Origin of the sequence: Streptomyces sp. NPDC005722 (assembly GCF_040630935.1) — a bacterium.
Lineage (GTDB): Bacteria > Actinomycetota > Actinomycetes > Streptomycetales > Streptomycetaceae > Actinacidiphila.
The window spans coordinates 12,083-33,983 of sequence record NZ_JBEXYN010000046.1 but is presented as its reverse complement, the minus strand read 5'-3'; the positions used below and the strand labels follow the sequence as shown (position 1 = coordinate 33,983).

Sequence of the window (21,901 nt, the reverse complement as noted above, 5' to 3'; positions counted from 1 at the left end):
GACCAGCTTGAAGCAGCCGCATACACTGAAGGACGCCGATGCGCTCGGCAGCCCCGGTGCGTCTCCTGCAACCGCTCGAAGGCGCCTGTGGGTTCCACCCCGCGAGCACGGGATGGAACCCGACAGCACAGCCGGGGTAGGCCGTTCTTGGCGTCAAATCCGCCAAGAACGGCCACTACAGAACATAGTCCAACACCTTGGCCGCCAACGCAGATGCTGTCGCAGCAAACACGATGAGCAGTAACTCCTCTCGGTGCCGCTTCAGCCAGTCCCGTGGATCGTTTGGCACGACAGTTCCTTCCGCATCGACAACGCCCGTCCCAGCGGGAACGCTGGGGCAGGGGTCGCCGAAGCGGTTCGGCCACAGGATCTGCGTGCGATGAGTCTGCCATGAACTATGCCGCCTGGGGGCATAGTTGGCGTTTCCGGCCTGCTCCGTACAGGCCGGGAGTGCCACTAAGGCTGTCAAGTTGGCTGTCATCCGGACCGGCGCCTCCTGACCAGGATGACGAGGGTGGAGCGGGCGTCGCGGCGGCGCTCCGGCGTCCGGGCAAGGACCGAGGTGAGGGCGACGACTGCCAGGATGCCGCCGTACAGCAGGCCGGCACCGGCGGTCAGGGTGGCGGCGTGGTGGAGTAGCACGGGAACGGGCATGCCGGATCCTTCCGTTGGAGGACCGGTGGTGGTCCTCCGGTCGATGACCACAGCCTCTGGCAGCGAGGGGAAGCGCCACTACGGCCGCCTGTCCAGGTCCCAGATTTTCCCAGGTCAGCTGGGGTATTTTTTATTTTCGTGCGGCTCTTTACGTGCAACGGGGGGACAGTGCGATGCCGGGTTCGGAGGACGAAAGCTCACGGGAGCGCCTCGGCCGGATGCTGAGAGATCTCCTGAAGGAATCAAGCCTCAACCTGCGGGAGGCCTGTGCTGTTGTTGCAGGCGGTCAACTGACCACGAGAACTCTGCGGAACTGGCGGGACGGCATCTCTGTCCCTGCCGCTACGGAGAGACAAGAGCAACTCTTCTGGGCCCTGGTTCACCAGCTGCAGATGAGGACCGACCGCTCTTACAGCGACGCCGCTTGGCAGACGGTTCTGCGTGAGGCCCAGCTTGACGGTAGCGAGAGGCGCGGCTGGAACTCCGGACTCCTCAAGGCGCGGGCGGAGGGGGACCTGCCCTTCTTCCGACCTCATCTCAGCCGTTTGAGGGCCAAGGACCCTTTGGCTGGCCGACAGGACGAACAGGCTGCGATGAACGCCTTCGCGCGCGCCACCGGTCCGCACGCGCCGCCGTACCTGTGCTGGCATGCGGAACGCAAGGTGGGGAAGACCGCCCTGCTCGCCGACTACGTGCACAACCGGCCCAGGGGCGTTGACGTACTGAACTTCTTCATCTCCGACATGTGGGGCACGAACACCCGAGCAGCGTTCACAGCAAAGATCGCCGAGCAGATCCAGGCTTTTCTGTACCCAACAAGGCCCTCTTTCGACGCTCCTCGTGGCCCGGTGGCCTGGGAAGCGCTTTTCAACAGGGCGGCCGCAAAGAGCGCCAAGCACGGACGGGTCCTGCTGCTTGTCGTCGATGGTCTCAATGAGGACATCGGCTGGGCCGCCCCCGATAAGAGCCACGGTGGAAAGCGCTCGGGAGACGAGGCTCGTAGGGGCGTTCGAACCAGGAGCATCGCGGCGCTGCTTCCCGCGCATCCGCACGCCAATCTACGGATCATTGTCTCAACCCGGCGCACCTTACCCCTCCCCAGTGATCTCCCCGCCGGGCATCCGCTGCGGCAGCGGGAGTGCCACCGCATCTTGGGTCCCTCCGAGCGGGCGGCGGAAATCGGCCAGGCGACCCGAGCGGAAGCGGACCGGCTGCGTGCGAGCGAGCTAGGCCGGACCGTGTTGAACCTGCTCGCGTTGTCCGGCGGCGGCCTTCGCATCGCAGACCTGGCAGAACTGGCGGATGTACCCGGCGACCAGGTCAGCCGTCTCCTCCAGGGCCCCGGCGGGCACTGCATCGTCCTGGACGATCCCGTCACGGACACCTACACCCTCGGCGATGGCGACATCGCGCGCTCGGTTCGACAGGAACTCGGAGCCCACGGGCTGGCGCACCACTCCGGACTCCTGCACACATGGGCCGACGCCTGGCGCACCGCCAGCTGGCCACAGGGAACACCTCCCTACCTCCTAGGGGGCTACCTCCGGCTGCTGGACGGCCCCGCCCGCCGCGAGGAGTACGTCCTCGACCCCGGTCGGCAGGTACGGCTCGCCGCCACGGCGGGATGCGATACCGCTCTCGCACAGCTGGACGCCCTCGCGTCGGAACCCGCGGTCTCCCGCAAAGGGATCCCGAGTCCGGAACGACTGGGAACAGCCGCGCTCATCGCGGTCTCTCGTGCCGTGCTTCTCGCGGGGACGCGGCAGGTGCCGGGTGAAGCGCCGGTGCTCTTCGTGCAGCTCGGTGACGTGGCACGCGCCCGGACCCTGGCCCGCTCGGTAGCCGATCCCGTGCCCAGGGCAGCACGGCTGACACAGGTCGCCGTCGCAGTGAGCCGTGCCGGCCTGCCAGGGGCGGCCTCGATTGCACACGAAGCAGTGGAAGCTGTCACCAGTGCCGACCGGATCTTCCCCTGTCCACCCCAGGACGCGGACGCGTACGAGGAAATCGCCGAAGCCGCTCGGGCACTGCATGCACACCATGAGACTGACGCCGCTTGTGCCCTACTCCGGGCAGTAGTCCGCAGTGGGACGATCACCGTTGAGACCCTGGTCGCCTGCGTGGGTGTCCTGGCCGAGCACGACGACAGCCAGGACTGGCTAGCCGCGGTAGAAGCGCAAGCCGACGACCTGAGCATGGGCACCATGCGGGCGAAGGCCGCAGCAGCAGATATCTGGGTCGTGCTTGCCCACCATGTGGCGTCCCGTCGCGTCTGGGCCCTCGAGCGCATCAGGTCGCTCTGCGACGACCTCGAGCCGTCGGACGGCCTGGCGGCACTGGACATCATCGCCATCGCCATCACCACCCTGCACAAATACCCCGCCGTGGTCCGCAAGCTGATGAGGACCGCAGTGGATCAGCTGTCCGCCGCACTGGCCGACCCCGACACCCTCTCCCCCGCCGACCAAGCCCACCTGCGACGCGAACTCGGCACCACACTGGAGCGCCTGAGCCGGGCAGTGAAAAGCGCCCCGACCGGCCGCTACGCCCTCGAAGACCTGAGAAGCCTGGTCGCAGCCCACCGCCAACACCTGCGCGCCGGCCTGCTCGGCGACGACCTCGCAGAGCGCGCCGAAGCCAACCTCACCGCCGACCAGGATCAAAAGGCGCCCCACCAGACTGGCAAAGGGAAGGCGTCACGAACCCGCGCAGCATCGCAGGCCCATGCTGAACCGAACAACGATCACCCGGAACACGGCACGCAGCAGGAAGAGCACATCGCTCTACTGCAGGAGGCCAAGCTACTGCTACACAACGGCAATTCCCTACTCGGCCGCGAACGACTGGAAAAGGCAATCCGCCGCGCACCCGTGCGGGACCCCTCGGCCAGCACCCCCGACTGGACACCTGCTCTCGCACAAGCCCTCGGCGCAGTCGGGGATGTCACCGAGGCGGACAAGCTGCTCTGCACCCTCGCCGAACCGGCAGCCCGAGCCGCACACGCCGCAGCCGTCTCCATGGGATGCTCCCTCACAGGGCGCGGCATCCAGGCAGGCCAGTACGCCCGGGAAGCAGCCCGCCTCGCAGCAGACACACCCAATCCCGACCTGCGCGGCACCATCGCCCAAGCCCTGGCCCACGCCGGCGAGACCACCACCGCCGTGCGCATGGCAGAGCAACAGGCCCCTTACAACACCACGGCCGCCGGACAGCACCGCACGCAGACCCGCCAGACACTCACAGCCGTCGCCGCAGGACTTGCCCACCACGACCCCACCACAGCCACCCAACTCATCGAACCCCTCGCAGAAAAGCTCATGCTGCGCATCGCACGCGGAAGCCCCCTCAACCCCCTCCCCCACATCGCCGCACTCCTCCTCGCCCTCCCCGATCCGCGGCAACCCAGCCCACGACTACGTCAAGCGCTCGACCTCGCCTGCGCTGCCGTGCACGAACCGCGCCAGCAATGGCACCCGCAGACAATGGCAATCCTCGCCCTGCTGCACACACTCCGCTGCTGCCCGGAAAATCCCGGCCTCGCCGACACGGTCGATCAATGGCGCCATACACTCCCGCCAGACCAGATCCCACACGCCGAACTGGCCGTCCTCAAAGCCGTGGAAGGCGATACCGCCGAAGCCCTGCGCCTCGCCCACGCAGCGACAACCCCACACGCGCGCGCCAACGCCCTCGCCGCCATCGCCACCCACCTGGCAGGCATCCCCGTCCCAGTCACCACCAACCCGGCATCCCCCAACACCACAACACGCCTCTGCCTCGCACTCGCCCACGCAGCAGGCACCAACACCACCCCCGACGAATCAACGGCCCGGACCCTCACCCAAGAACTCCTGGCCAGCGAACACTGGACCCACACAATCCCACTCCTCCCCCAACTCGCACCAAAAGCCCTCAACCCACTCAGCAAATTGACCAGAACCCACAGCCTCACCAATAAACCCGCATAGTCAGCCACCGCGGCAACCAAGCCACCGCCTTCCTCAGACCCGTTTCGCACACGCTGTAGTCCGCTCCGTACTTGTCGTACGCGGTCTGGACCGTGCTCGAATTCTTCCGGCAGAGGCGGGATGGTCCGGCCGACGAAGCGTTGGCCCGCCGCCTCGACTGGTCCTTCCCGTGCGAGCGCGGTGGTCCGCACACCCCCTCGCCTTCGGGTCGTTGGCTATATTCATCCCGCGCGAGCGGGGATGAACCGTTGTCGTTGTCGTCGGTCTCGAGTTCGAGCTCGTTCTTCCCGCGCGAGCGGGAGTGGTCCGTAACTGCTCGGCGCGTTCGGTCTGGGCGCGCAATCCTTCCCGCGCGAGCAGGGGTGGTCCTAAGGCCGCTATCTCCCTGGCCCCGGCGCTCATGTCCTTCTCGCGCGAGCGGGGGTGGTCCGTTGTAGACGGGCTTCACCAGGTCGAAGCCTTCGTTCCTCCCGCGCGAGCGGGGGCGATCCGCCCGTGCTGGAATGGACGACCGAGGAGCAGGCGTCCTTCCCGCGCGAGCGGGGGTGGTCCGCGGTCTCCGAACGCCCGCGCCTTCGTGCAGGATTCCTTCCCGCGCAGGCGGGGGGTGGTCCGAGATGGTGTCCCTGTGGACGCTGGGCCGGTCGGTCCTTCCCGCGCAGGCGAGGGTGGTCCGTCAGCCTGGTCTGCCCTGACTGCACCACGTGGGTCCTTCCCGCGCAGGCGGGGGTGGTCCGTTCCCCGTCCCCAGGACCCTGGGCCCGGACTCGTCCCTCCCGCGCAGGCGGGGGTGGTCCGCTCCGCATCGGCTTCGAGAAGACCAACCAGGTGTCCTTCCCGCGCAGGCGAGGGTGGTCCGGTCCGGCGCCGGGTGCGGGCGAAGAACTCCGTGTCCTTCCCGCGCAGGCGGGGGTGGTCCGGCGTCGATGGCCTTCTGGCTGTCGTGAGCAGCGTCCTTCCCGCGCAGGCGGGGGTGGTCCGATCCTCGCCACCGAGCTGAACGTCCCGGTCGTGTCCTTCCCGCGCAGGCGGGGGTGGTCCGGAGGACGGTTCACCGCGGCTGAGCAACCGGGGGTCCTTTCCGCGCAGGCGGGGGTGGTCCGCCGTACTGGAGGCCGAAGGCTGCGATGCTGGGGTCCTTCCCGCGGAGGCGGGGGTGGTCCGTCGGTGCGCTGGTCGGCCAGGGATTCGGTCATGTCCTTCCCGCGCAGGCGGGGGTGGTCCGGCGCATGTTGCCGACTTTGCATCCGATCCAGGGGTGTTCGCGGCCACAGCCCGGCGCGCTGCCGAGCTTGTGCGCTGGGCGCCGCGCCCGATGAACGTCATCACCTCCCGCGGGCGCGAGGCGACGCAGAGCGTGTTTCACCTGCACCTGCACCTCGTGCCCCGCGCCGCCAACGACGGCCTTGCGCTGCCCTGGTACAGCGGCCGAACCAAGGAGCCCCGATGACCGACCAGCCAACCCCAACATGCCCCTCCGGCCGCCACATCCTCTACACGCCCGGGCCAGGCGCTGCGATCATCGCGTGCAGATGCCGAGTCGACACCCCGATCCTCGTCACCGCCGTGCAGGCACGCCTCGCCCTCGACCTGCACCAGGCCCTCGGCCTCCCCGTCCACGACGGCGTCGAGCACCAAGGCCACCCGACGGCGGAGACGTGGTGGCAGGAACTCCTCGCCACCGCACGCGCCCTCGCCCACCGCGCACCACCCGCCGCCGGACAACGCCTCACCCCAGGGCGAACCGCCGCCATCACCGACGCCCATATCCCGCCCCCCAGACATAGCCTGAACCCGACCAACCCGAGCAGGAAGGACAGAGCATGCCTCAGTACCGGTACAAGAGCGACGTCACTGTCGTCGTGAACGGCGAGGAACGCCTCGTGCAGGCGGACCTCGTGGCCGACGCTGCGGCCCTAGAGTTTCTCCCCTATCCAGTTATCGACGGGCCGGTACACCACCATTGGCGGGGCACCCTCGATGGGCTCGACGACGCAGCCGCATGGGCGGCCATCGAGGCCAACGGCGCCCGACTCCGCACCGACGACGGCCGAGAGAGCGACTTCCTGCTCGACGGCGGCCAAGCGCCGACCTGGCGCATCACCGGCAGAGGCCCCGCGCCCTTCGGCCCCGTGGCAGACTGAGCATCGTCCGGCGTGCGCGAGCCCCAGGCAGGCTCCGGGTGCACCTCGCCGGTGCGATGCAGGACAGCAAGAAGGCCCGCCCCGAAGCCCAGGGCGGGCCTTCGTCGACTTAGGGAACCGTCCTTCCCGCGCAGGCGGGGGTGATCCGTCGTGATCGCGGGACTCCCACGGTGCGTGGGAGTCCTTCCCGCGCAAGCGGGGGTGGTCCGCTCACCAAGTCCTTCACCGCGCTGGAAGACAAGTCCTTCCCGCGCAAGCGGGGGTGTTCCGGAGGCGAGCCCGGCCAACGGCCTCACGTCACCGTCCTTCCCGCGCAAGCGGGGGTGGTCCGCTGACCCTGCCGCCCCTCGCGCTCGACGTACCGTCCTTCCCGCGCAAGCGGGGGTGGTCCGGCCCTGTACCCGCACGCGGAGATCCGCGCGGAGTCCTTCCCGCGCAAGCGGGGGTGGTCCGCTCGCTTGCAGGATGTTCCTGCTGCCGCGCTTGTCCTTCCCGCGCAGGCGGGGGTGGTCCTCGGCCAGGGTCGGCGGCTCCAGCTGGAGCCGCGTCCTTCCCGCGCAGGCGGGGGTGGTCCGGAGTCGGCGAGGTTCGCGGTGTTCGCCACCGCGTCCTTCCCGCGCAAGCGGGGGTGGTCCGCCGGCTATGCGGAGCGCGAGTTGCACGGGATGGTCCTTCCCGCGCAAGCGGGGGTGGTCCGGCAGCCTGACATGGGCGCCCGCCTGTTGAACAGTCCTTCCCGCGCAAGCGGGGGTGGTCCGGCCTGCACTCGGGCACGGCACTGGCACGAGCAGTCCTTCCCGCGCAAGCGCGGGTGGTCCGCTCCTGCGCCTGCACCTCGGTATCCGCACCGCACCACACCGGCCACGCTCCACGGCGGCCCAAGACGACCCGAGCAGGGAGGCCGCCGCAAGCAATCATCCTCACCGCACTACATCGATGCCAGAGTCCGTTGCCGGACTGAATGGCCGTGTGACCAGCCGGAATGCGGCGTGGCTCGAGAAAGTGCCGCAGGTAATGGTGCAAGCGTTGCCGCAGGTGAGATGCACTCTGACGTGCTGGCACGTAGCCATCATTCCTGGATCGCCGAAGTGACGGACCGGGACGACGGCTACGTGCCGTGTGCTACCCAGAAGCACACCGCCCGTGGCGGCAGCCCGCTGGCACCGGCGTCCACATAAAGAGGCCACATAGGACCGGCTGACGCCACACCCCACTCGGCCAAGCCCCAGCAAGCACGTAACGAGACCGGCCGACATCAGCACATTGGGCCCGGCTACAGGGCTCCTGCTTCGGCGGCACGGTCGCGCAAGGTCCGCAGGCTGACGCGCGCTCCCATCTCGTCCTCGACATGCCATTCGTTCATGCCTTGACAGGTCTTGGTACCGCGAACGACGGCGCCAGCTTCGTCTACCCGGCCGTAGGGGGTGCCTCCGATCGCGGCGAGGACGATGCCGCCGTTTTCGTCGATGGTCGCCCAGTGCTCGGTGGAACGGTAGGTGAGGACGATCCGCGTTCCGGCTTCCAGCACCTGAGCATCGATCATTCTGGCAACGTCCGTGCGCCTGCCTCCGGCGGTCGCCCTGCGCCGTGCTGTCGGCGGGCGGCCGGGCGCGGCCGTGTCCGGAAGGCCGTTCTGCCCAGTTTGTGTACCGGCGGGTAGGCCGAGACGAGTGGGGTTCCAGATGTGTTCGAACAGCCGCAGGTACAAATCCTGTCGCGTCTGGACGACCGAGGTCATGGCTTCCTGAGGTCCGAATGATCTGAGGAGCTTGTCGAGCTGGTGGGTTTTGATGAACTCGCGCAGCAGCGGGTTCCTGCGGTCGTAGCCGGGGGCGATGATGCCCAGTAGGACGTTGCTGCGGGCGTAATAGGTGACTTTGTCGTTGAGGGGCAGGTCGTTGATGCTGGAGTTCTCGCGACCCATCAGCAGCCCGAGACCACCGAGTTGGTTGCGCCGGCTGCGGAAGACGACCCCATCGGGTATCTCCTGCTCCACCCGGTAGTGGTGGTTCGCCCAGAGGTGCTCGATGTGGAAGCGGTCCCGGTCGAGGTAGGCGAGCACGTCGTGCGGCCGCTGGCAGGCCTCTTCGGCGTAAGCGGTGGCTCGGGCCAGCAGGTAGCGGATCTGGTGGGAGTTGTTGCCTCGCAGTCCCAACGTGACCGCGTCGCGTATCGAGCCGCCGTCCGCCTCGACGAGGTCGCCGAGCGTAGTCGTGAGTTCGGCAACGCTGCGGCACCTGCGCAAGAGCGGAACAAGCGTGACGTGGACCAGCGTCTCGGCGTCGGCTGACTGGACGGGAAGGTCCTGCAGGACCCTGAGGGCGTACCAGCGGTCGATGTAGGCGGCGACGAGTCGGCCTTTGTCCTTGGCTTGGGAAGGCTGGTCGTCGGGGTGGATGGCGGCGAGGATGGCGACGGTCTGGGCGCCGAGGCCGTTGCGTTCGTTGAAGAGCACCGTCTCGAGGCGGTCGCCGTCCTTCTTGAGTGCACGGCTGGCAGCGAGGAAGGGGCGGTACAGTCTAGCGGTATTGAGCAGATTCCGGGCGAACTGCATGAAGTTGTCCGGGCGTTCGGGGGCCAGTCCCAGATGTGCGGCGTTATGGCGGACCCACACGTTGAGGTTGGTCGTGATCTGCTGGCGGTCGTCGTCCCGGCCCTCGCGTGCGCAGCGGGCCAGGAGGTACGCCTTGATGAAACGGGATGCTGCGGTGGGATCCTCTCGGTCGGTCGTCAGCTCTCGCAGCATTTCGTGCCACTGGGTGTTCAGCTGGTCCTCGCCTGATCCGACATTGGACAGCAGGTGGCTCTTGAGGAGGTCGACGGCGGTGAGGCGGGCGCCGCGGTCGTTCATCGTCTCGAACATCCGGTAGCCGTGATCGGCATCAGCCGCCCGTATGCCGACCAGGGCCACCCGGTCCAGCAGCCACTCGGTGAACAGGTGGAGCTTTTCCGCATCCAGCTCTTCCACCAGCTGAGACTCGATCTGCTGGCTGCGCGCCCACAGATTGCGGCGGGAGAGCGAGTCCCCGGGGCTTGGCTCGTATTTGCGGCCCTCGGTAACGGCCCGCAGGACGGGATCGTGATCGGTGATACCGACCGAGAAGTGGTCTCCGTCGGTGGTGATCACTCGGTTGAGTCGGTCCACCGACCTGGGGTATCCGGCTTCCTGTGCCCACAACCGCAGCTGTACAAAGATCAGGTGCAGCGTGACGAACCGCTGCTGCCCGTCGACGAGGTAGCGCCGGTGCTTGGACGGCTCGTGATAGACGAACGGGCCCAGAAAGTACTGCGGCGCGGTGTGCGGCCGGCGCAGAAGGACTGGGTCCGTCGACCACGCCTTGAACGTGTCGCACAGATCCCGCAGCAGGGTGCGTACCTCGTCCTCGCCCCAGGCGTAGTCGCGCTGGTAGTAGTCGATCTCATAGGTCACTTCACGGAAGAGTTCCTTCAGGCTGAAACCCTGTGACTTGATCTCGTCTGCAGCCATGCCACCACTCCCCCACTGCTCGGCGCGCCTCTCATGCTCCCAACTCTCCCCGGCGCCGTACAGACAGCAGACAGCCTTATGGTCCGAGGCCAGCGTGGTGACGGCTTGTCTGCGAGGTGGCCCGACATCGTGGCCTGGACACCGTCGAAGGCATCTGCCCACCCACCCGACGCTTCTTGCAAGCGCTCGAGGTGAACTGCAGCCTCGCTCGTCGGCCCGGAGCGCAGCGTTGCAGGAGTCGGCACCGTTGCAGAGCAACACGCTGGCAACGTTTAAGGGTTCCAGTCCCCCTGACCAGGGCGGAGGCCTCACGGACAAGTTGATAGAGGCGTTGCAGCCGAATGCTCCATCGCCGCCGTTCCCCGATCCGGGGATGCAACACGGGTGGCTTCCTTCATTCTGGATTCCCTCATCCGCAATCGGCTGGATGGGGGACACGTCCCGCTTCCCTGAAGTGGGTTGAATGAATGGAGTCGGTGGTGGACCGTCCTTTGCTCTCGCTGAGAGCGACGCTGGTGTTCCTGCTTGCCTTGCTTGCCGGCGTGGCAGCCGGCGGGCTGACGGCCCTGGCCGGGGAGGGGCCGCCGCGCAGCGTCCTCGCCGGTCTCACCGTCGCGGGCGCTGCCGTCGCGTTCTTCAACTGGCTCATCGCCTCTGACAACACCACGCTCCAGCCGCCGTCGCCTGCGGACACCAGTGGGGGAGAGAGGGAGCACCATGGGTGAGCTGCGGCCTCTGGGAGACGGCCTCAACGATGCGTCACGTGCGCTTGCTCAGGCTCTGCGGGAACTGTTCGAGGGCCTGGAGGTGTCCGTGCGGCGGTACGCGGCGCGGCGCCAGCGGGACCCGGGGACGTTCTCGCGCTACCTGAACGGCACGCGGTTACCACCCTGGCAGGTGATCAGCGACCTTTTCGCGGACGTCGCCGAGCATCGCGGAACCGCGGTCACCATCGAGGCCATCGAGTTCGTCCGGGGCTTGTACGGATCGGCCGTGGACGCTGCTTCCTCCCCCAGACACGCTACAGAGATCCTGGAGCAGCAACTGGCCGATGCCGACCGGGTATCCCGGCGGTCCAGCGTTCGCGGTGACGTTCTGGGCGATGCCCTGCTGGACAGAAAGCAGCGGATCGCGGACCTTCAGACGCGCCTGAACCAGCTGGAGGCCGAACGCAACGAGGAGCGGAAGCGCGCGGATGAACGTGCGGATGTGTCTGGTCTCATTGCCGAGCGTGACGTGCTCCAGCGGGAAGTCGAGCGGCTTGGAGCGGACCTTCAGGAGGCGCAGGCTCAGCGTGCTGCCGCGGAGGACCGCTGCAATCTCCTCGAACGCCAGTTGGATGCCGTGCAGGAGGCTGCGGCAGCGAAGCTGCCCGTCGCGCCTCCGGGTATGCCCAGGATCCTGATCGTTGACGATCAGCCGGACAACCTGCTCGCGATGACCGCCGTCTTGTCCACGCTCGACCAGGAATTGGTCACCGTGTCGTCTGGGCAGGAAGCACTCAAGGCGCTCCTCGACTACGACGACTTCGCGGTCATCATCATGGACGTACAGATGCCGGAAATGGATGGATATGAGACCTGTGCTCACATCAAGCGCCGTCCCCGCACGCGGGATGTCCCCATCATCTTCCTGACCGCCATGGGGGTGGGCGCGGAACACTCAGCCCGCGGGTACGCGGCCGGCGCCGTCGACTACATCGGAAAACCTTTCGACCCTTGGGTCCTGCGCGCCAAGGTTGCCGTCTTCACCACCATCTATCTAGAGCGACATACCCCGTAACACTTGGGCCGGGCTCCCACGCCGCACCTGGTCAGGGCTCTTCCGAGCCTTGGCCATCCCGGCGCAGGCCTCAACTGCTCTCTTCGACAGGCGCTGCGCTGCCCCTCTCGTTCATTGCCCCAAAGGGGATGTGCACGCTGGGTGTGCTCGGGGACGTGCCGGCCAGGTGGCTGACCTGGTCATCGAAGAAAATGTGGGGCTTGAGCACCCCCATGATCCTGCTCTTGTCTATACCGCCGAGGAAAAAGGCATCGTTGACGGTCACACCCCAGCCCTTCAGGCTGCGCACTGCACGTTCGTGGGCAGGGGCGTTGCGGGCAGTGACGAGCGAGACCCGAACGCGGATCTTGTAGTCCGCGTCCTTGGCTCGCTCTTCTTCTTCCCGCTGCTGCAGCCGGTTGACGCTGGCAAGGAAGTCCCTCAGCGGTCCAGGGGCGTGCGGAGTGTCGGCATTCATCGTCTCGTGGGAACGGAATCCCTCGATGCCGTCGGACTGGAAGACCTGTTCCGAAGAATCATCGGCAAGGACGCCGTCGAAGTCGAAAGCGATCCGCAGATCCTGGTCCTCGGAGTCATCGGCCACCGCGGACCCGAGGACGCGACCTGCCGGCAGGCCGAGAGCGACGGCTTCTCGGACGTCGGTCTCGCTCGCGGACAGGAACAGTGACATGTTCAAGGCAGGAATGAACCGGTGGGGCGAGCGTCCCTGCATGAAGATGGCGCGGCTGATCGGCAAGCCGTGGGACTGAATGGATCGCATGACCCGCAGACCAGTGTCGGGATCATTTCGGGACAGGACGATAACCTCAACCAGGGGATCATCGGGGGAGCTCAAATCGTTCAGGGACAGCAGCCTGCGGATGAAGGAGAAGGCGACTCCCTTGCCCAGGGTGTCGTCCAGATGGTCCTCCTGGTAGGCACGGTAGACCTCCTCCCCATGCTCCCGAAAAACAGCATCCGCCTCCTCCAGATCGAACAACGCACTGGAAGCGACCCCGACAACCAGACGGCCCGCAAGTTCGTAAGGCACAACTCTCCCCGCATCAGATCGCACAAACATCCCAATCATGACATCCAGGGGTGTTGCCGGGTGACGGGCACAACGGGGCGTGCGCGCAGGCGGGGGTGGTCCGTAGTCGAGCCGGTCGAGGTCCTCGCGGGGGATGCCCTTCCCGCGCAGGCGGGGGTGGTCCGGTGATCGACGCTGACGGGGACACGCGCCTGAGGTCCTTCCTGCGTAGGCGGGGTGGTCCGTACGGCAACGGCGGCCGCAACGCCCTTTAGGCGATCTATGTCAGAGGATGTTCCATCGCGCTTGCCATTCCTGACGGTGTAGACCCTCAACACGTCGCCGCACTTCTTGCAGGCTGCTCGGGTTGTGGTGGACCTTACGGGCATTCGTGGTGATCATCCGTAGCTCGCGGATCGCCGTCAGTGTGCGGTATCCCGACCAGCGGGTCACGTCCCAACCGTATGCGTCTGCAAATGCCGCATAGTGGGCCTGCCCGTGACCGAAACGCCTGCAGTGAACCTCGACGGTGACCAGGTCCCACTCAGGCTGGCCGATGGCTGCGGTGTCCCAGTCGCAGAGGACGGTCTCGCCGGCGCCAGCGTGCAGGGCGTTGCGGTGTTGTGGATCGCCTTGGATCACTCCTTGCGCTAGTGCAAATTCCACCTCGCTCAGGTCTGACTGGAGCCGATTGGCGAGTTCAGTGAGGAAGAGAATTTCCTGGTCGGGAAGGCATGTGATAGCTGTCAGCGATCGGTGGATCGCTGCGATGTTGTCGTGCGCAGGAAGGTCCATGGGCGGAGCCGGCAGCGTGTGCAGGGCGTAGAGGGGTTTGGCCAATTGGGCCGCGGCGACGGGGTGATTCGGCTGGGGGAGGTAGGTCCAGAAGGTGATCGCGTGTTGATCGACGACGATAGGTTGGTCGACTGGGTGCAGAGGGGCCGTGGGGAATCCGGCTTCCGTAAGCCAGTGGACAAATGTGACAGTGCGCGTCACGTGCTCGATCGGCGAGCCCTTCCTGGCGATCTTGACGACGACGTTCTCCGCTTTGAGGTGGACGACGGCGTTGGTGTGTCCGCGCAAGAGGCGTGCGTCGGTGGTGTCGAGGCCGGCAATCGCGCAGCCTCGGTCCAGCACGCGCCGCATCTCAACCTCGTCAAACCCGCCGGGGGTCAGCGTCGTGTCTGTCATGACACCCAGGCTCGCTGACTTTCCGTGCCGGTGTCACACCTGTCCGGGAGGAAGCGCCAAGATGTCACGAAGCTCACGTACCGCGCGCCCGTCCCGTATCCCTGGGGGCAAGGTCTGAATCACCTCGTGAGCGCGCTGCTCCACAATGGGCGTGCGGTGCGCTGGAGTAATCCGCAGAATCGCGGTCCCGGCAACCTGACAGGCCTCCGTTGCGCTGCGCTCCTGGGCCAAGCAGATGGCCGTTTCCAGGCTGAGGAGGGCTGGGTCGATGCCGGTCCTGACTGGGTAGAGGCGCAGTGCCGCGTCCTGTGTGCGCCGGGCTCGACTTGTGTGGCCCAGGGAGGTGAGCGTTCCGCTCTCGTAGAGCAGGAAGCGCCGCTCGGGGAAGCCGAACGCGTCGTTGTCGGCCAGCCCGCCGGCTCCGCTTTGCTCGAATGCTGAAGCTGCGTGGCGCAGCGCTACGTCCGCACCGACAGCCTCTCCCATTTTCGCCAGGGCCCGGGCTTCGGCCGCGGCGGCGAACGCCGCGGTGGCAGAGGGTCTGCCCCGGCAGATGATCCGTGCTTCCCGTGCCAGGCTCACGGCCGCATCGAGGGGGCCGTAGTAGAAGGGGAGCATTGCGGCCTGTGCCCTGACCCGTGCCCGCAGCTCTGTATTCCCGCTGTCGTCAGCGGCATTGCGAGCGGTCGCGTACCAGGACTGCGATCTGGGCAGTTGTCCCAGCTTCATGAGGGCATCGGCGACCAACGTGGCAAGCATGGCCAGCAGCTCCGAGAGTCGGACCTGCATGGCTGCTGGCTGCCGGTGGGAGGAGAGTTCGTCGACTTCCGCCAGGTGCCGGAGCAAGATTTCGATCATGGGCGTCGGCGGAGTATAGACGTACTGCTCGCGGACCCAGAGCACCTGCTCGTCCAGCAAGTCGAGCTGCGTCGCGCTGACGGTTCCGGCTGTGAGGGTACGGTCCACGGACCACCTGGCTGCGTCGACTTGCTGCGCTAGGTTTTCGGTGTCGGTGGACGCTTTCCAGGGTGAGCGCCGGGTCGGCTCTCTTGTGGCGGGAACGCTGGTGGGCGACATGGCGCTGGGTGCGAACCCGATGTCCGCCGCGGTGGAGTCGTAAAACTCGCAGAGCAGTTCGACGGTGTTCCTGCGCGGTCGACGGCCTGACTCCCAGTGTCCCAGCTGATCGCCGTCGGTCCGCGGTGCATCGGCGCGACCTTCTCCAAGGCGGTTGAGACCTTCAGCGGCCTGCTTCAAGGTGAGGCCTCGCGCGAGGCGCTGTGCGCGTAGTTCAGACACCCCGCAGTGCGCGCGGATAATTCGAGCGATCTGCTGGTCTGAGGCGCCCCGTCGGCTGGATGCTTCCCGGAGCTGCTTGGCACAGGATGGTGGGTGCGCCGCCTGTGGCATCAGCCCTCCTTCGTTCGATGGTCCCGTGGCAAAAAGGGTAGTGACGGGCCGTCAATGCTGCTGCCAAACAGTGAGGCTTTCCCCGGTCTGGACAAGAATCAGTGACTTCATTGCTCCGAAGCGACTGATCAGTGACTAGCGCTGCTTGCCTGCCTGGCCGCCATGGGAGCACCTTTCTGGTCTCGCACGCAGCTACTCCTCGCACGGACTCCCGACACCCCGTTTGCACTCAGCGGGCGCTTTGTCTTGGTCACAGGAACGGGGCTCGTCCCGGTCAGGCCACAACCCAGGAGGTGGACAGTATGACGGCGTCGACCAGCAGAGAGTTCCTGAATGCGTTGGCGTCCGGGGAGGGGGTCGATCGCGTCTCGGTTCGCCTGGATAGCGCAGCAAGCTCCGTGGGCGAAGCCCGCCGCTTCGCAGAAAAGCAGCTCGTCTCATGGGGCTTTCCGCCAGGCGAGGACTTAGCTCAGCGAGTTGTGCTCACAGTCAGCGAACTGGCCACCAATGCGGTGCTCCATGGGAGGTCACGACCGTCAGGCGAGGGTGAACTGATCGAAGTGGCCCTCTCGCTCAAGCCGGAATTCGCCCTGGGTGTCGCGGTCACCGACGACTCCAATGCGGTTTCTCTGGCTCCGACGAATCCTTCAGTGACCGCAACGCACGGACGCGGCCTGATGCTGGTCACTGCCCTCGCGGACAGCTGGTTGACCGTCCCCTGCTGGCGCCACGGCGCCCCCCGAGGAAAAGACACATGGGCGTTCTTTCGCTGCCACCAGACCAGCGCCGTACTGTCGCGGCCAGCGTGAGCACAGGTAGCAACCGCCCTCCCCCTCCAGGGGACAGCCCATCGTCTTGGATCCCCGCAACCGAAAGCGAACCTGTGATCACACCGCCTCGGCGTTCTCTTCTGTTGTTCTCGTCAATGCCTCTGCTGTGTGCGCTCGAGATTCCTAAGCCGCGACACATGACGTGCCCGGCGGGCAGCTCTTCGATGACCGGTGCACGGCGTCATCGTCAGGCAACGGCATTGTCGCTCTCGGTGCACGGAGCGATGTCATGACGCCGGCGACGTTCCTCAGCAATGGGCTGCGTGTCCCGTATGTGGTTGCGTGGACAGCCGAGACACCGCAGGTGCCACCGGTGACAATTCGTCCGGGTCGCAACGGAGCGCGTCTTGGTTACGTGCACGAAGATCCCGTGGCCGACCTGTGCGACGAGGTGCTGTGGGTCCGGCAACCGATCGCTCCAGGCCGCGGGCGGCCCCACTTTGCTGGCATCCACTCGCGGCGCCAGCGCCGATGCCTGCAGTACATGCTGTGCCAGGTCTGTGGCGTGAGTACCTTCGCAAGGGCCGATGGCCGGCATCTGTTTCTGTTGCGGGCGCATGGCGAGCAGCCGATCGCGGAGGGCGAGAGGACCACTGCCGGACCGGTGTGTTTGCCATGTGCAGTGCAGTCCGTGGCTTTCTGTCCGCATCTGCGAGGCTCCTATGCGGCGGCGCTCGTCAGCTACTGCCCAACGTGGGGAGTGGCGGGTGTGGTTTACGACCCCGCCACTCTGCAGCCGCTCCCTTCAGGGACTGCAGCGGGCCTGGAACTCGTGGGTCATGACGACCCGCGGATCTCGTGGACGTTGGCCGCGCGATACGTCGTCAGCTTGCATGGGTGTGAACCAGTCGACCTCACGGAACTGGCGGCTGCCGAACCCGACACGCTTCACCGCCTGGGCGGCGACTCGACGCCAGGCGTGGCACGCATGAGGGACATCCACCCGGTGCATCGTGCCCGGCCTCCTGCTCTGCTGCCCCGAGGGCCAGCCGGGACGCCCTCACCTTAGACCGCTGCCCGCCCCACCGGGCAGCTAGGACGCACGGCCGACAGCGTCCGACGCGTCGCGGCTCCGTTTCCCCCTGACGGATCCAGGACGTGGCAAGACCCCGTGCCGACGTCGCACCCCCACCTTGCGCGTCGTCGGCGCGGGGCACCCGCCCAGTCCAACCCAGGAGATGCCTGTCGTGAACGCGAAACACGTGAGGGTCCTACGCATCGTCGTGTTCGCACTCGCGCTCGTGATGACCTTCCTGGCCACGTGGCTGCCCCACCACTGAGAAGACCGCCTCCCTGTCCACCATGGACGGCCGTGTCCGTCCCGACCGGAGCTTCGATGACATCCACAACCCGCACGATCAAGCCCTGGCAACTCGCTCTGTCCGAGTTGCCACGTCCGGCAGGGCTGCCCCCACAGCACGACGTCGTGGCCACGGCGATGGGCGTCGGCCTGCCTGCCGTTGAGGCGTTACGTGTCCAGCCGGTGACGACGGTGGGGCCCATTCTGTGCTGCCCGCTGCACAGGTTCTTGCTGATCCCCGTGCCCGCGGGGACCGCGAAGGTGTGGCAGGCGCCGCATTCGCGGTGCTTGCCGGGGTGGCGCTGGGACTGCGCCGAGCTCCTGGGGTCCGGCCCGGCCCGTTGCGGCAGCCGCTTCTGGCTCTTCGACGGCCTCCAGGCTCAGGCTGCGCTCACCGACGCCAGGGCCCTGTACGAAAGCTTGAGCCGGACCCGTTCACGCCTTCGCACGCCCGTCCCCCGGTGCTCTGGTCACGTGGTGCGTGAGGTGTCCGGTGTCTGATCGCGTCTCCCGCCCGCGCGGAGCGTCTGGCCGGCGCCGCCGAGCACACGGTGCAGGGTCCGCAGGAACGGTCACGGCCGTGCCTGGGGTAATGGTCGCTGCCTTGACGAGCGCAGCGGTTGGTGGCGGGTGGCTGGCGGACAGCCTGAGCATCGCCCCGGCGCCGGTAGCAGCAGCGGCCTCGGGTGCACTGGTCCTGGCCGTAGGTGTCTGGGCCTGCATACGCCGCCTCGAGGCCCGGAATCGGACTGCCGACCACATCGGCCGGCTCACGTGCGAGCGAGACCTGCTGCACCAGGCGCTGCAGGACGCTGCTGACACCGTCGCCGTGGGCAGGAGGCAGGTCGCGTGGGCGGTGGAGCAGGCCGCCCAGGGACAGTTTGCCAGCGGCGAGCCTGCGATTGCGCCGGTGGATTCTGGGGACCTGTGCACGGACGTACCGGCGAATCTGCGCTACGCGCTGGCCGAGGGATGCCGGGCGGTGTTGCGGGCGGCCGAGCAGCAGCACCAGGCGTGGACGGCCGAGGCGGAGCTGGCAGATCTGTCGCGCTCGATCACTCCCCGCATGCAGAGCTTGGTCAACCGCGGTATTGCTCTGATCGAGCGGGTAGAGCGCAGTGTGGAGGACCCGGACCTTCTTCACGAGCTGTTCCAGGTCGATCATCTGCTCACGCAGATGCGCCGGGCCGGGGAAAGCCTCGCGGTCCTGGGCGGCAGTCTTCCGCCTCGGGACGCGCAACCGCTACTGGTCGCCACGGCGCTGCGGCGTGCGGTGGCCGAGATCGAGCACTACCCCCGGGTCCGGATCGCGCAGCCCCATCAGCCCAGCCGGCCGTTCGCCCTGCCGGGCTATGTGAGCCCGAGCGTGGTGCACCTGCTGGCCGAGATCATGGACAACGCCGCACGCTATTCCACCGACAAGGTGGAGGTGTACACCACGCAGGTTCGCGGCGGGTTGCTGATTGAGGTCCTGGACCGCGGCGGCGGCATACCGGATCACAAGCGCGCCGTACTCAATGACCTGTTGGCCAGGCCGGAAGCGGTGGACCGGCGCGCCAGGGTCAGGGATGGGCAGATCGGGCTGCTGGTGGCCGCTCTGCTGGCCCGGCGGTACCGCATCGATGTGCAACTGCGGCCGAGCCTTTGGGGTGGTGTCCAGGCGATCGTCGCCATCCCCGAAGCGCTGCTGCTGCAGCACGGTGCGGAGCCGGTAGACGCCACCACAGAGCTGCGCCTGCCGGCCCCGGCGGCTCCCCAGCCGTCACCGCTCGGGAGCTCCTCTGTTACTTCCCGGCAGCCTGCGCCGCCGCCGCGGCTTCCTCGCCGGGGTGATGCCTCCTCCTCGCCTGGCGCTTCACCGCCTCCTTCCGGCCGTCAGACCCCCGATGCGACCGGTAGCGACGGGCACCGGCCGCCGCTGGTCCGGCGAAGCTCCCTCCCGCAGGAGCGGGTGCCCCCGCGCCCGGCCCCCGCACCCCAGGGGACCGCCGGCACTCCCGCACACGACTTCATGGCCCGGTTCGCTGCGCGCGAGCCCGGCCCGAGCAACCAGTGATTCCCTCTCTCACCCCCACGACCTGGCAGGAGATTTCTCATGGACGTCACCCCTGGCAACGGTTCGGCTCGCAATGAGGCGGGCGGCCTGCTGACCGATCTGATGAGCCGGGTGCCGGGTACGCAGCGTGTGCTGCTGGCCACCGGTGACGGCCTGAAAATCGCGTGGACCGACCAGGATGCCTCGGAAGCGGACAAGCTGGCCGCGCTGATGACAGGTCTGCACTCGCTGGCGCGCGGCGCCTTCATCACCTGTCCGGGAGGGGTGCGCCAGGTCGCGGTGGAGCATGACGCCGGTGCTCTGTTCGTGATGAGCGCGGAAGGCGACGCCACGAACCCCCGCATGGTCGGCACGCTGCTGGGCGTCGTGACCACCCCAGAGGCGGCCCCGGGGCAGGTGGGTTTCGAGATGGCAAGGGTGATCAAGGGCCTGGGGACGCAGCTGGCGGTCCCAGCCCGCGACAGCCAGCCGGCCGGGCGGGGGCAGTGACGTGCCGGCGGTGCCCAGCGACGCGTGGGCCGACAGCCGATTAGGCGATGTCCGCCCCTACGCCGTCACCGGAGGCCGCACCCAACCGCAGTATGACCTCAGCCTGACCTCCCTGCTCTGCAGCAGACCGGCCGCGATGGGCGCGGTGCTCACCCCGGAGTGTGAGGCCCTGCTGCTGCACTGCAGTGGCCACCCGCGCTCGGTCGCCGAGCTTGCCGCCCGATCAGGCCACCCGGTGCAGGTGACCAAGATCCTCATCGGTGATCTTCTCGACGCCCGCGCGGTGACCCTCAACGCCCCTACGCCCCGGACCAATCCGGGCACCGACCCGCAGCTTCTGGAGGCCGTCCTTGCCGGACTCAAGTCCCTCGTCTGACCGTCTACCTGCGCCAGACGAGCTGAAAATCGTGATCGCCGGGGGCTTCGGCGTCGGCAAGACCACCTTCGTCGGCGCCCTCAGCGAAATCCCCCCGCTCGTCACCGAAGAAGTCCTCACCGACGCCGGCCAGGACACCGACAACCTGGACGGCATCAGCGACAAGACGACCACCACGGTGGCCATGGACTTCGGGCGGATCACCTTCACCCACCCCCAGCCGATGATCTTGTTCCTGTTCGGGACCCCAGGCCAGCAGCGCTTCTGGTTCATGTGGGACGACCTGTGCCACGGCGCCATCGGCGCCGTGGTCCTGGTCGACACCCGGCACGTGGAGAAATCCTTCGCCGCCATCGGCTACTTCGAAGAACGCAACATCCCCTTCGTCATCGCCGTCAACCAGTTCGCCAACAGCAACCAGTACCGCGACGACGAGGTCCGCGACGCACTGGAAATCCCGGCAACCGTGCCCGTCCTCACCTGCGACGCCCGCAACCGGCACGCGGTCCTCACCGTGGCCATCGCCCTGGTCACCCACGCCCTCACTGCCACCACCCCCCGTTCCCTCACCCCCCACGGAGCACCCGCATGACCCCCACCGACCACCAACACACCCCAACAGAGCAGCGCCGTACCCAAGTGCAGCAGGAGCTCGGACTCACCGGAGACGCCGACCCCGAACTCGACGCATTCGCAGTCCGGCTGGCCCAAGCAGCAGGCGTGCCCTTCGCCATGGTCAACGTCTTCACCCCGCACCAGCAGCAGTTCGTCGGCCTGCACGCCCCCAACAGCCCCGACGCCCCCCTCGTGGGCCGCACCATGCCCCTCCACCACGGATTCTGCCGCGCCGTCGTCGACCGAGCGAAGCCGCTGGTCCTCCCGGACGTGTTCGCCGCCCCGCGCTTCGCCGGCGACCCCGTGGTCGACCTGCTCGGGATCCGCACCTACGCCGGCGCACCCCTCATCCACGACGGCATCGTCCTCGGCACCGTCTGCGCGGTCGGACCCGACGAAAAGCCCCAGGAAACCGGCCAGGACTCACTGGCCCTGGTCAACAAGATCCGCGACGAAGTCATGGCCCACCTCTACCAGCGAGCCGCACACCAACAGCCCCACACCCCCTAGCCCTGCCACCCCACGCTCTCATCCGTCACCGGGCGCTGACAGTCGCCGAAGCCCAGCCACGCCGCCGGCGACAGCAGCGC

16 protein-coding genes and 2 CRISPR repeat arrays are annotated in these 21,901 nt (G+C 67.3%); of the genes, 11 read left to right on the top strand and 5 right to left on the bottom strand.

Features of this window, described 5'->3' with window-relative positions; genetic code table 11:
- Positions 1 to 477: 477 nt before the first annotated feature.
- The gene (locus ABZ479_RS34455; RefSeq protein ID WP_500465220.1) at positions 478 to 654 is read right to left on the bottom strand and encodes a hypothetical protein; all 177 of its coding nucleotides are present in this window, start codon (positions 652 to 654) and stop codon (positions 478 to 480) included.
- A 173-nt stretch (positions 655 to 827) separates the two neighbouring features.
- On the opposite strand from ABZ479_RS34455, the gene ABZ479_RS34450 reads away from it, so the two are divergent.
- The 3 genes from ABZ479_RS34450 to ABZ479_RS34440 all read left to right on the top strand — a co-directional run bounded on the left by ABZ479_RS34450 (position 828) and on the right by ABZ479_RS34440 (position 6,766).
- A complete protein-coding gene (locus tag ABZ479_RS34450) occupies positions 828 to 4,622 on the top strand; it encodes a hypothetical protein (protein WP_500465219.1) in 3,795 nt (1,264 codons plus the stop codon).
- A 646-nt stretch (positions 4,623 to 5,268) separates the two neighbouring features.
- Positions 5,269 to 5,847: direct repeats of the CRISPR family, unit length 29 nt; unit sequence GTCCTTCCCGCGCAGGCGGGGGTGGTCCG.
- Between the two features lie 33 nt (positions 5,848 to 5,880).
- A complete protein-coding gene (locus ABZ479_RS34445) occupies positions 5,881 to 6,072 on the top strand; it encodes an HIT family protein (protein ID WP_500465218.1) in 192 nt (63 codons plus the stop codon).
- A 373-nt stretch (positions 6,073 to 6,445) separates the two neighbouring features.
- On the top strand, positions 6,446 to 6,766 hold the full coding sequence (locus ABZ479_RS34440; RefSeq protein ID WP_500465217.1) for a hypothetical protein: 321 nt from the start codon (positions 6,446 to 6,448) through the stop codon (positions 6,764 to 6,766).
- Positions 6,767 to 6,884: 118 nt separating this feature from the next.
- A CRISPR array of direct repeats spans positions 6,885 to 7,585; the repeat unit is 29 nt; unit sequence GTCCTTCCCGCGCAGGCGGGGGTGGTCCG.
- 454 nt (positions 7,586 to 8,039) lie between these two features.
- Here ABZ479_RS34440 and ABZ479_RS34435 read toward each other — a convergent pair.
- Complete coding sequence (locus ABZ479_RS34435; protein WP_500465216.1) at positions 8,040 to 10,253, bottom strand: DUF262 domain-containing protein; 2,214 nt, start codon at positions 10,251 to 10,253, stop codon at positions 8,040 to 8,042.
- A 467-nt stretch (positions 10,254 to 10,720) separates the two neighbouring features.
- On the opposite strand from ABZ479_RS34435, the gene ABZ479_RS34430 reads away from it, so the two are divergent.
- A complete protein-coding gene (locus tag ABZ479_RS34430) occupies positions 10,721 to 10,978 on the top strand; it encodes a hypothetical protein (protein WP_500465215.1) in 258 nt (85 codons plus the stop codon).
- A complete protein-coding gene (locus ABZ479_RS34425; protein WP_500465214.1) occupies positions 10,971 to 12,035 on the top strand; it encodes a response regulator in 1,065 nt (354 codons plus the stop codon). The genes ABZ479_RS34430 and ABZ479_RS34425 overlap by 8 nt, the downstream gene beginning before the upstream one ends.
- A 70-nt stretch (positions 12,036 to 12,105) precedes the next feature.
- On the opposite strand, the gene ABZ479_RS34420 is transcribed toward ABZ479_RS34425, so the two are convergent.
- From ABZ479_RS34420 to ABZ479_RS34410, 3 genes are all read right to left on the bottom strand, one after another.
- The gene (locus ABZ479_RS34420) at positions 12,106 to 13,095 is read right to left on the bottom strand and encodes a 5'-nucleotidase (RefSeq protein WP_500465213.1); all 990 of its coding nucleotides are present in this window, start codon (positions 13,093 to 13,095) and stop codon (positions 12,106 to 12,108) included.
- Positions 13,096 to 13,329: 234 nt separating this feature from the next.
- Positions 13,330 to 14,235 carry a phosphotransferase family protein gene (locus tag ABZ479_RS34415; RefSeq protein WP_500465212.1) on the bottom strand — a complete coding sequence of 302 codons (906 nt, stop codon included), beginning with the start codon at positions 14,233 to 14,235 and terminating at the stop codon, positions 13,330 to 13,332.
- 33 nt (positions 14,236 to 14,268) lie between these two features.
- Positions 14,269 to 15,645, bottom strand: coding sequence for a helix-turn-helix domain-containing protein (locus ABZ479_RS34410; protein ID WP_500465211.1), 1,377 nt, complete (start codon positions 15,643 to 15,645; stop codon positions 14,269 to 14,271).
- Positions 15,646 to 15,947: 302 nt separating this feature from the next.
- Here ABZ479_RS34410 and ABZ479_RS34405 point away from each other — a divergent pair, with 302 nt between their 5' ends.
- The 6 genes from ABZ479_RS34405 (at position 15,948) to ABZ479_RS34380 (ending at position 21,821) form a co-directional block, all read left to right on the top strand.
- Positions 15,948 to 16,454, top strand: coding sequence for an ATP-binding protein (locus tag ABZ479_RS34405; RefSeq protein ID WP_500465210.1), 507 nt, complete (start codon positions 15,948 to 15,950; stop codon positions 16,452 to 16,454).
- A 1,925-nt stretch (positions 16,455 to 18,379) separates the two neighbouring features.
- A complete protein-coding gene (locus tag ABZ479_RS34400; protein WP_500465209.1) occupies positions 18,380 to 19,831 on the top strand; it encodes an ATP-binding protein in 1,452 nt (483 codons plus the stop codon).
- A 39-nt stretch (positions 19,832 to 19,870) separates the two neighbouring features.
- A complete protein-coding gene (locus ABZ479_RS34395) occupies positions 19,871 to 20,320 on the top strand; it encodes a roadblock/LC7 domain-containing protein (protein ID WP_500465208.1) in 450 nt (149 codons plus the stop codon).
- A 10-nt stretch (positions 20,321 to 20,330) separates the two neighbouring features.
- On the top strand, positions 20,331 to 20,696 hold the full coding sequence (locus ABZ479_RS34390) for a DUF742 domain-containing protein (RefSeq protein WP_500465207.1): 366 nt from the start codon (positions 20,331 to 20,333) through the stop codon (positions 20,694 to 20,696).
- A complete protein-coding gene (locus ABZ479_RS34385; RefSeq protein WP_500465206.1) occupies positions 20,671 to 21,288 on the top strand; it encodes a GTP-binding protein in 618 nt (205 codons plus the stop codon). The genes ABZ479_RS34390 and ABZ479_RS34385 overlap by 26 nt, the downstream gene beginning before the upstream one ends.
- Positions 21,285 to 21,821 (top strand): GAF domain-containing protein, encoded by a 537-nt coding sequence (locus ABZ479_RS34380; protein ID WP_500465205.1) that lies wholly within the window; start codon positions 21,285 to 21,287, stop codon positions 21,819 to 21,821. Before ABZ479_RS34385 ends, ABZ479_RS34380 begins: the two co-directional genes overlap by 4 nt.
- The last annotated feature ends 80 nt before the right edge of the window (positions 21,822 to 21,901 follow it).

Bases quoted from the DNA above. Each gene is read 5' to 3' on its own strand.
- ABZ479_RS34415 (WP_500465212.1), bottom strand. From the start codon at position 14,235: ATGACAGACACGACGCTGACCCCCGGCGGGTTTGACGAGGTTGAGATG.
- ABZ479_RS34455 (WP_500465220.1), bottom strand. From the start codon at position 654: ATGCCCGTTCCCGTGCTACTCCACCACGCCGCCACCCTGACCGCCGGT.
- ABZ479_RS34420 (WP_500465213.1), bottom strand. From the start codon at position 13,095: ATGTTTGTGCGATCTGATGCGGGGAGAGTTGTGCCTTACGAACTTGCG.
- ABZ479_RS34430 (WP_500465215.1), top strand. From the start codon at position 10,721: ATGGAGTCGGTGGTGGACCGTCCTTTGCTCTCGCTGAGAGCGACGCTG.
- ABZ479_RS34395 (WP_500465208.1), top strand. From the start codon at position 19,871: ATGGACGTCACCCCTGGCAACGGTTCGGCTCGCAATGAGGCGGGCGGC.
- ABZ479_RS34425 (WP_500465214.1), top strand. From the start codon at position 10,971: ATGGGTGAGCTGCGGCCTCTGGGAGACGGCCTCAACGATGCGTCACGT.
- ABZ479_RS34405 (WP_500465210.1), top strand. From the start codon at position 15,948: ATGACGGCGTCGACCAGCAGAGAGTTCCTGAATGCGTTGGCGTCCGGG.
- ABZ479_RS34440 (WP_500465217.1), top strand. From the start codon at position 6,446: ATGCCTCAGTACCGGTACAAGAGCGACGTCACTGTCGTCGTGAACGGC.
- ABZ479_RS34450 (WP_500465219.1), top strand. From the start codon at position 828: ATGCCGGGTTCGGAGGACGAAAGCTCACGGGAGCGCCTCGGCCGGATG.
- ABZ479_RS34435 (WP_500465216.1), bottom strand. From the start codon at position 10,253: ATGGCTGCAGACGAGATCAAGTCACAGGGTTTCAGCCTGAAGGAACTC.
- ABZ479_RS34410 (WP_500465211.1), bottom strand. From the start codon at position 15,645: ATGCCACAGGCGGCGCACCCACCATCCTGTGCCAAGCAGCTCCGGGAA.
- ABZ479_RS34380 (WP_500465205.1), top strand. From the start codon at position 21,285: ATGACCCCCACCGACCACCAACACACCCCAACAGAGCAGCGCCGTACC.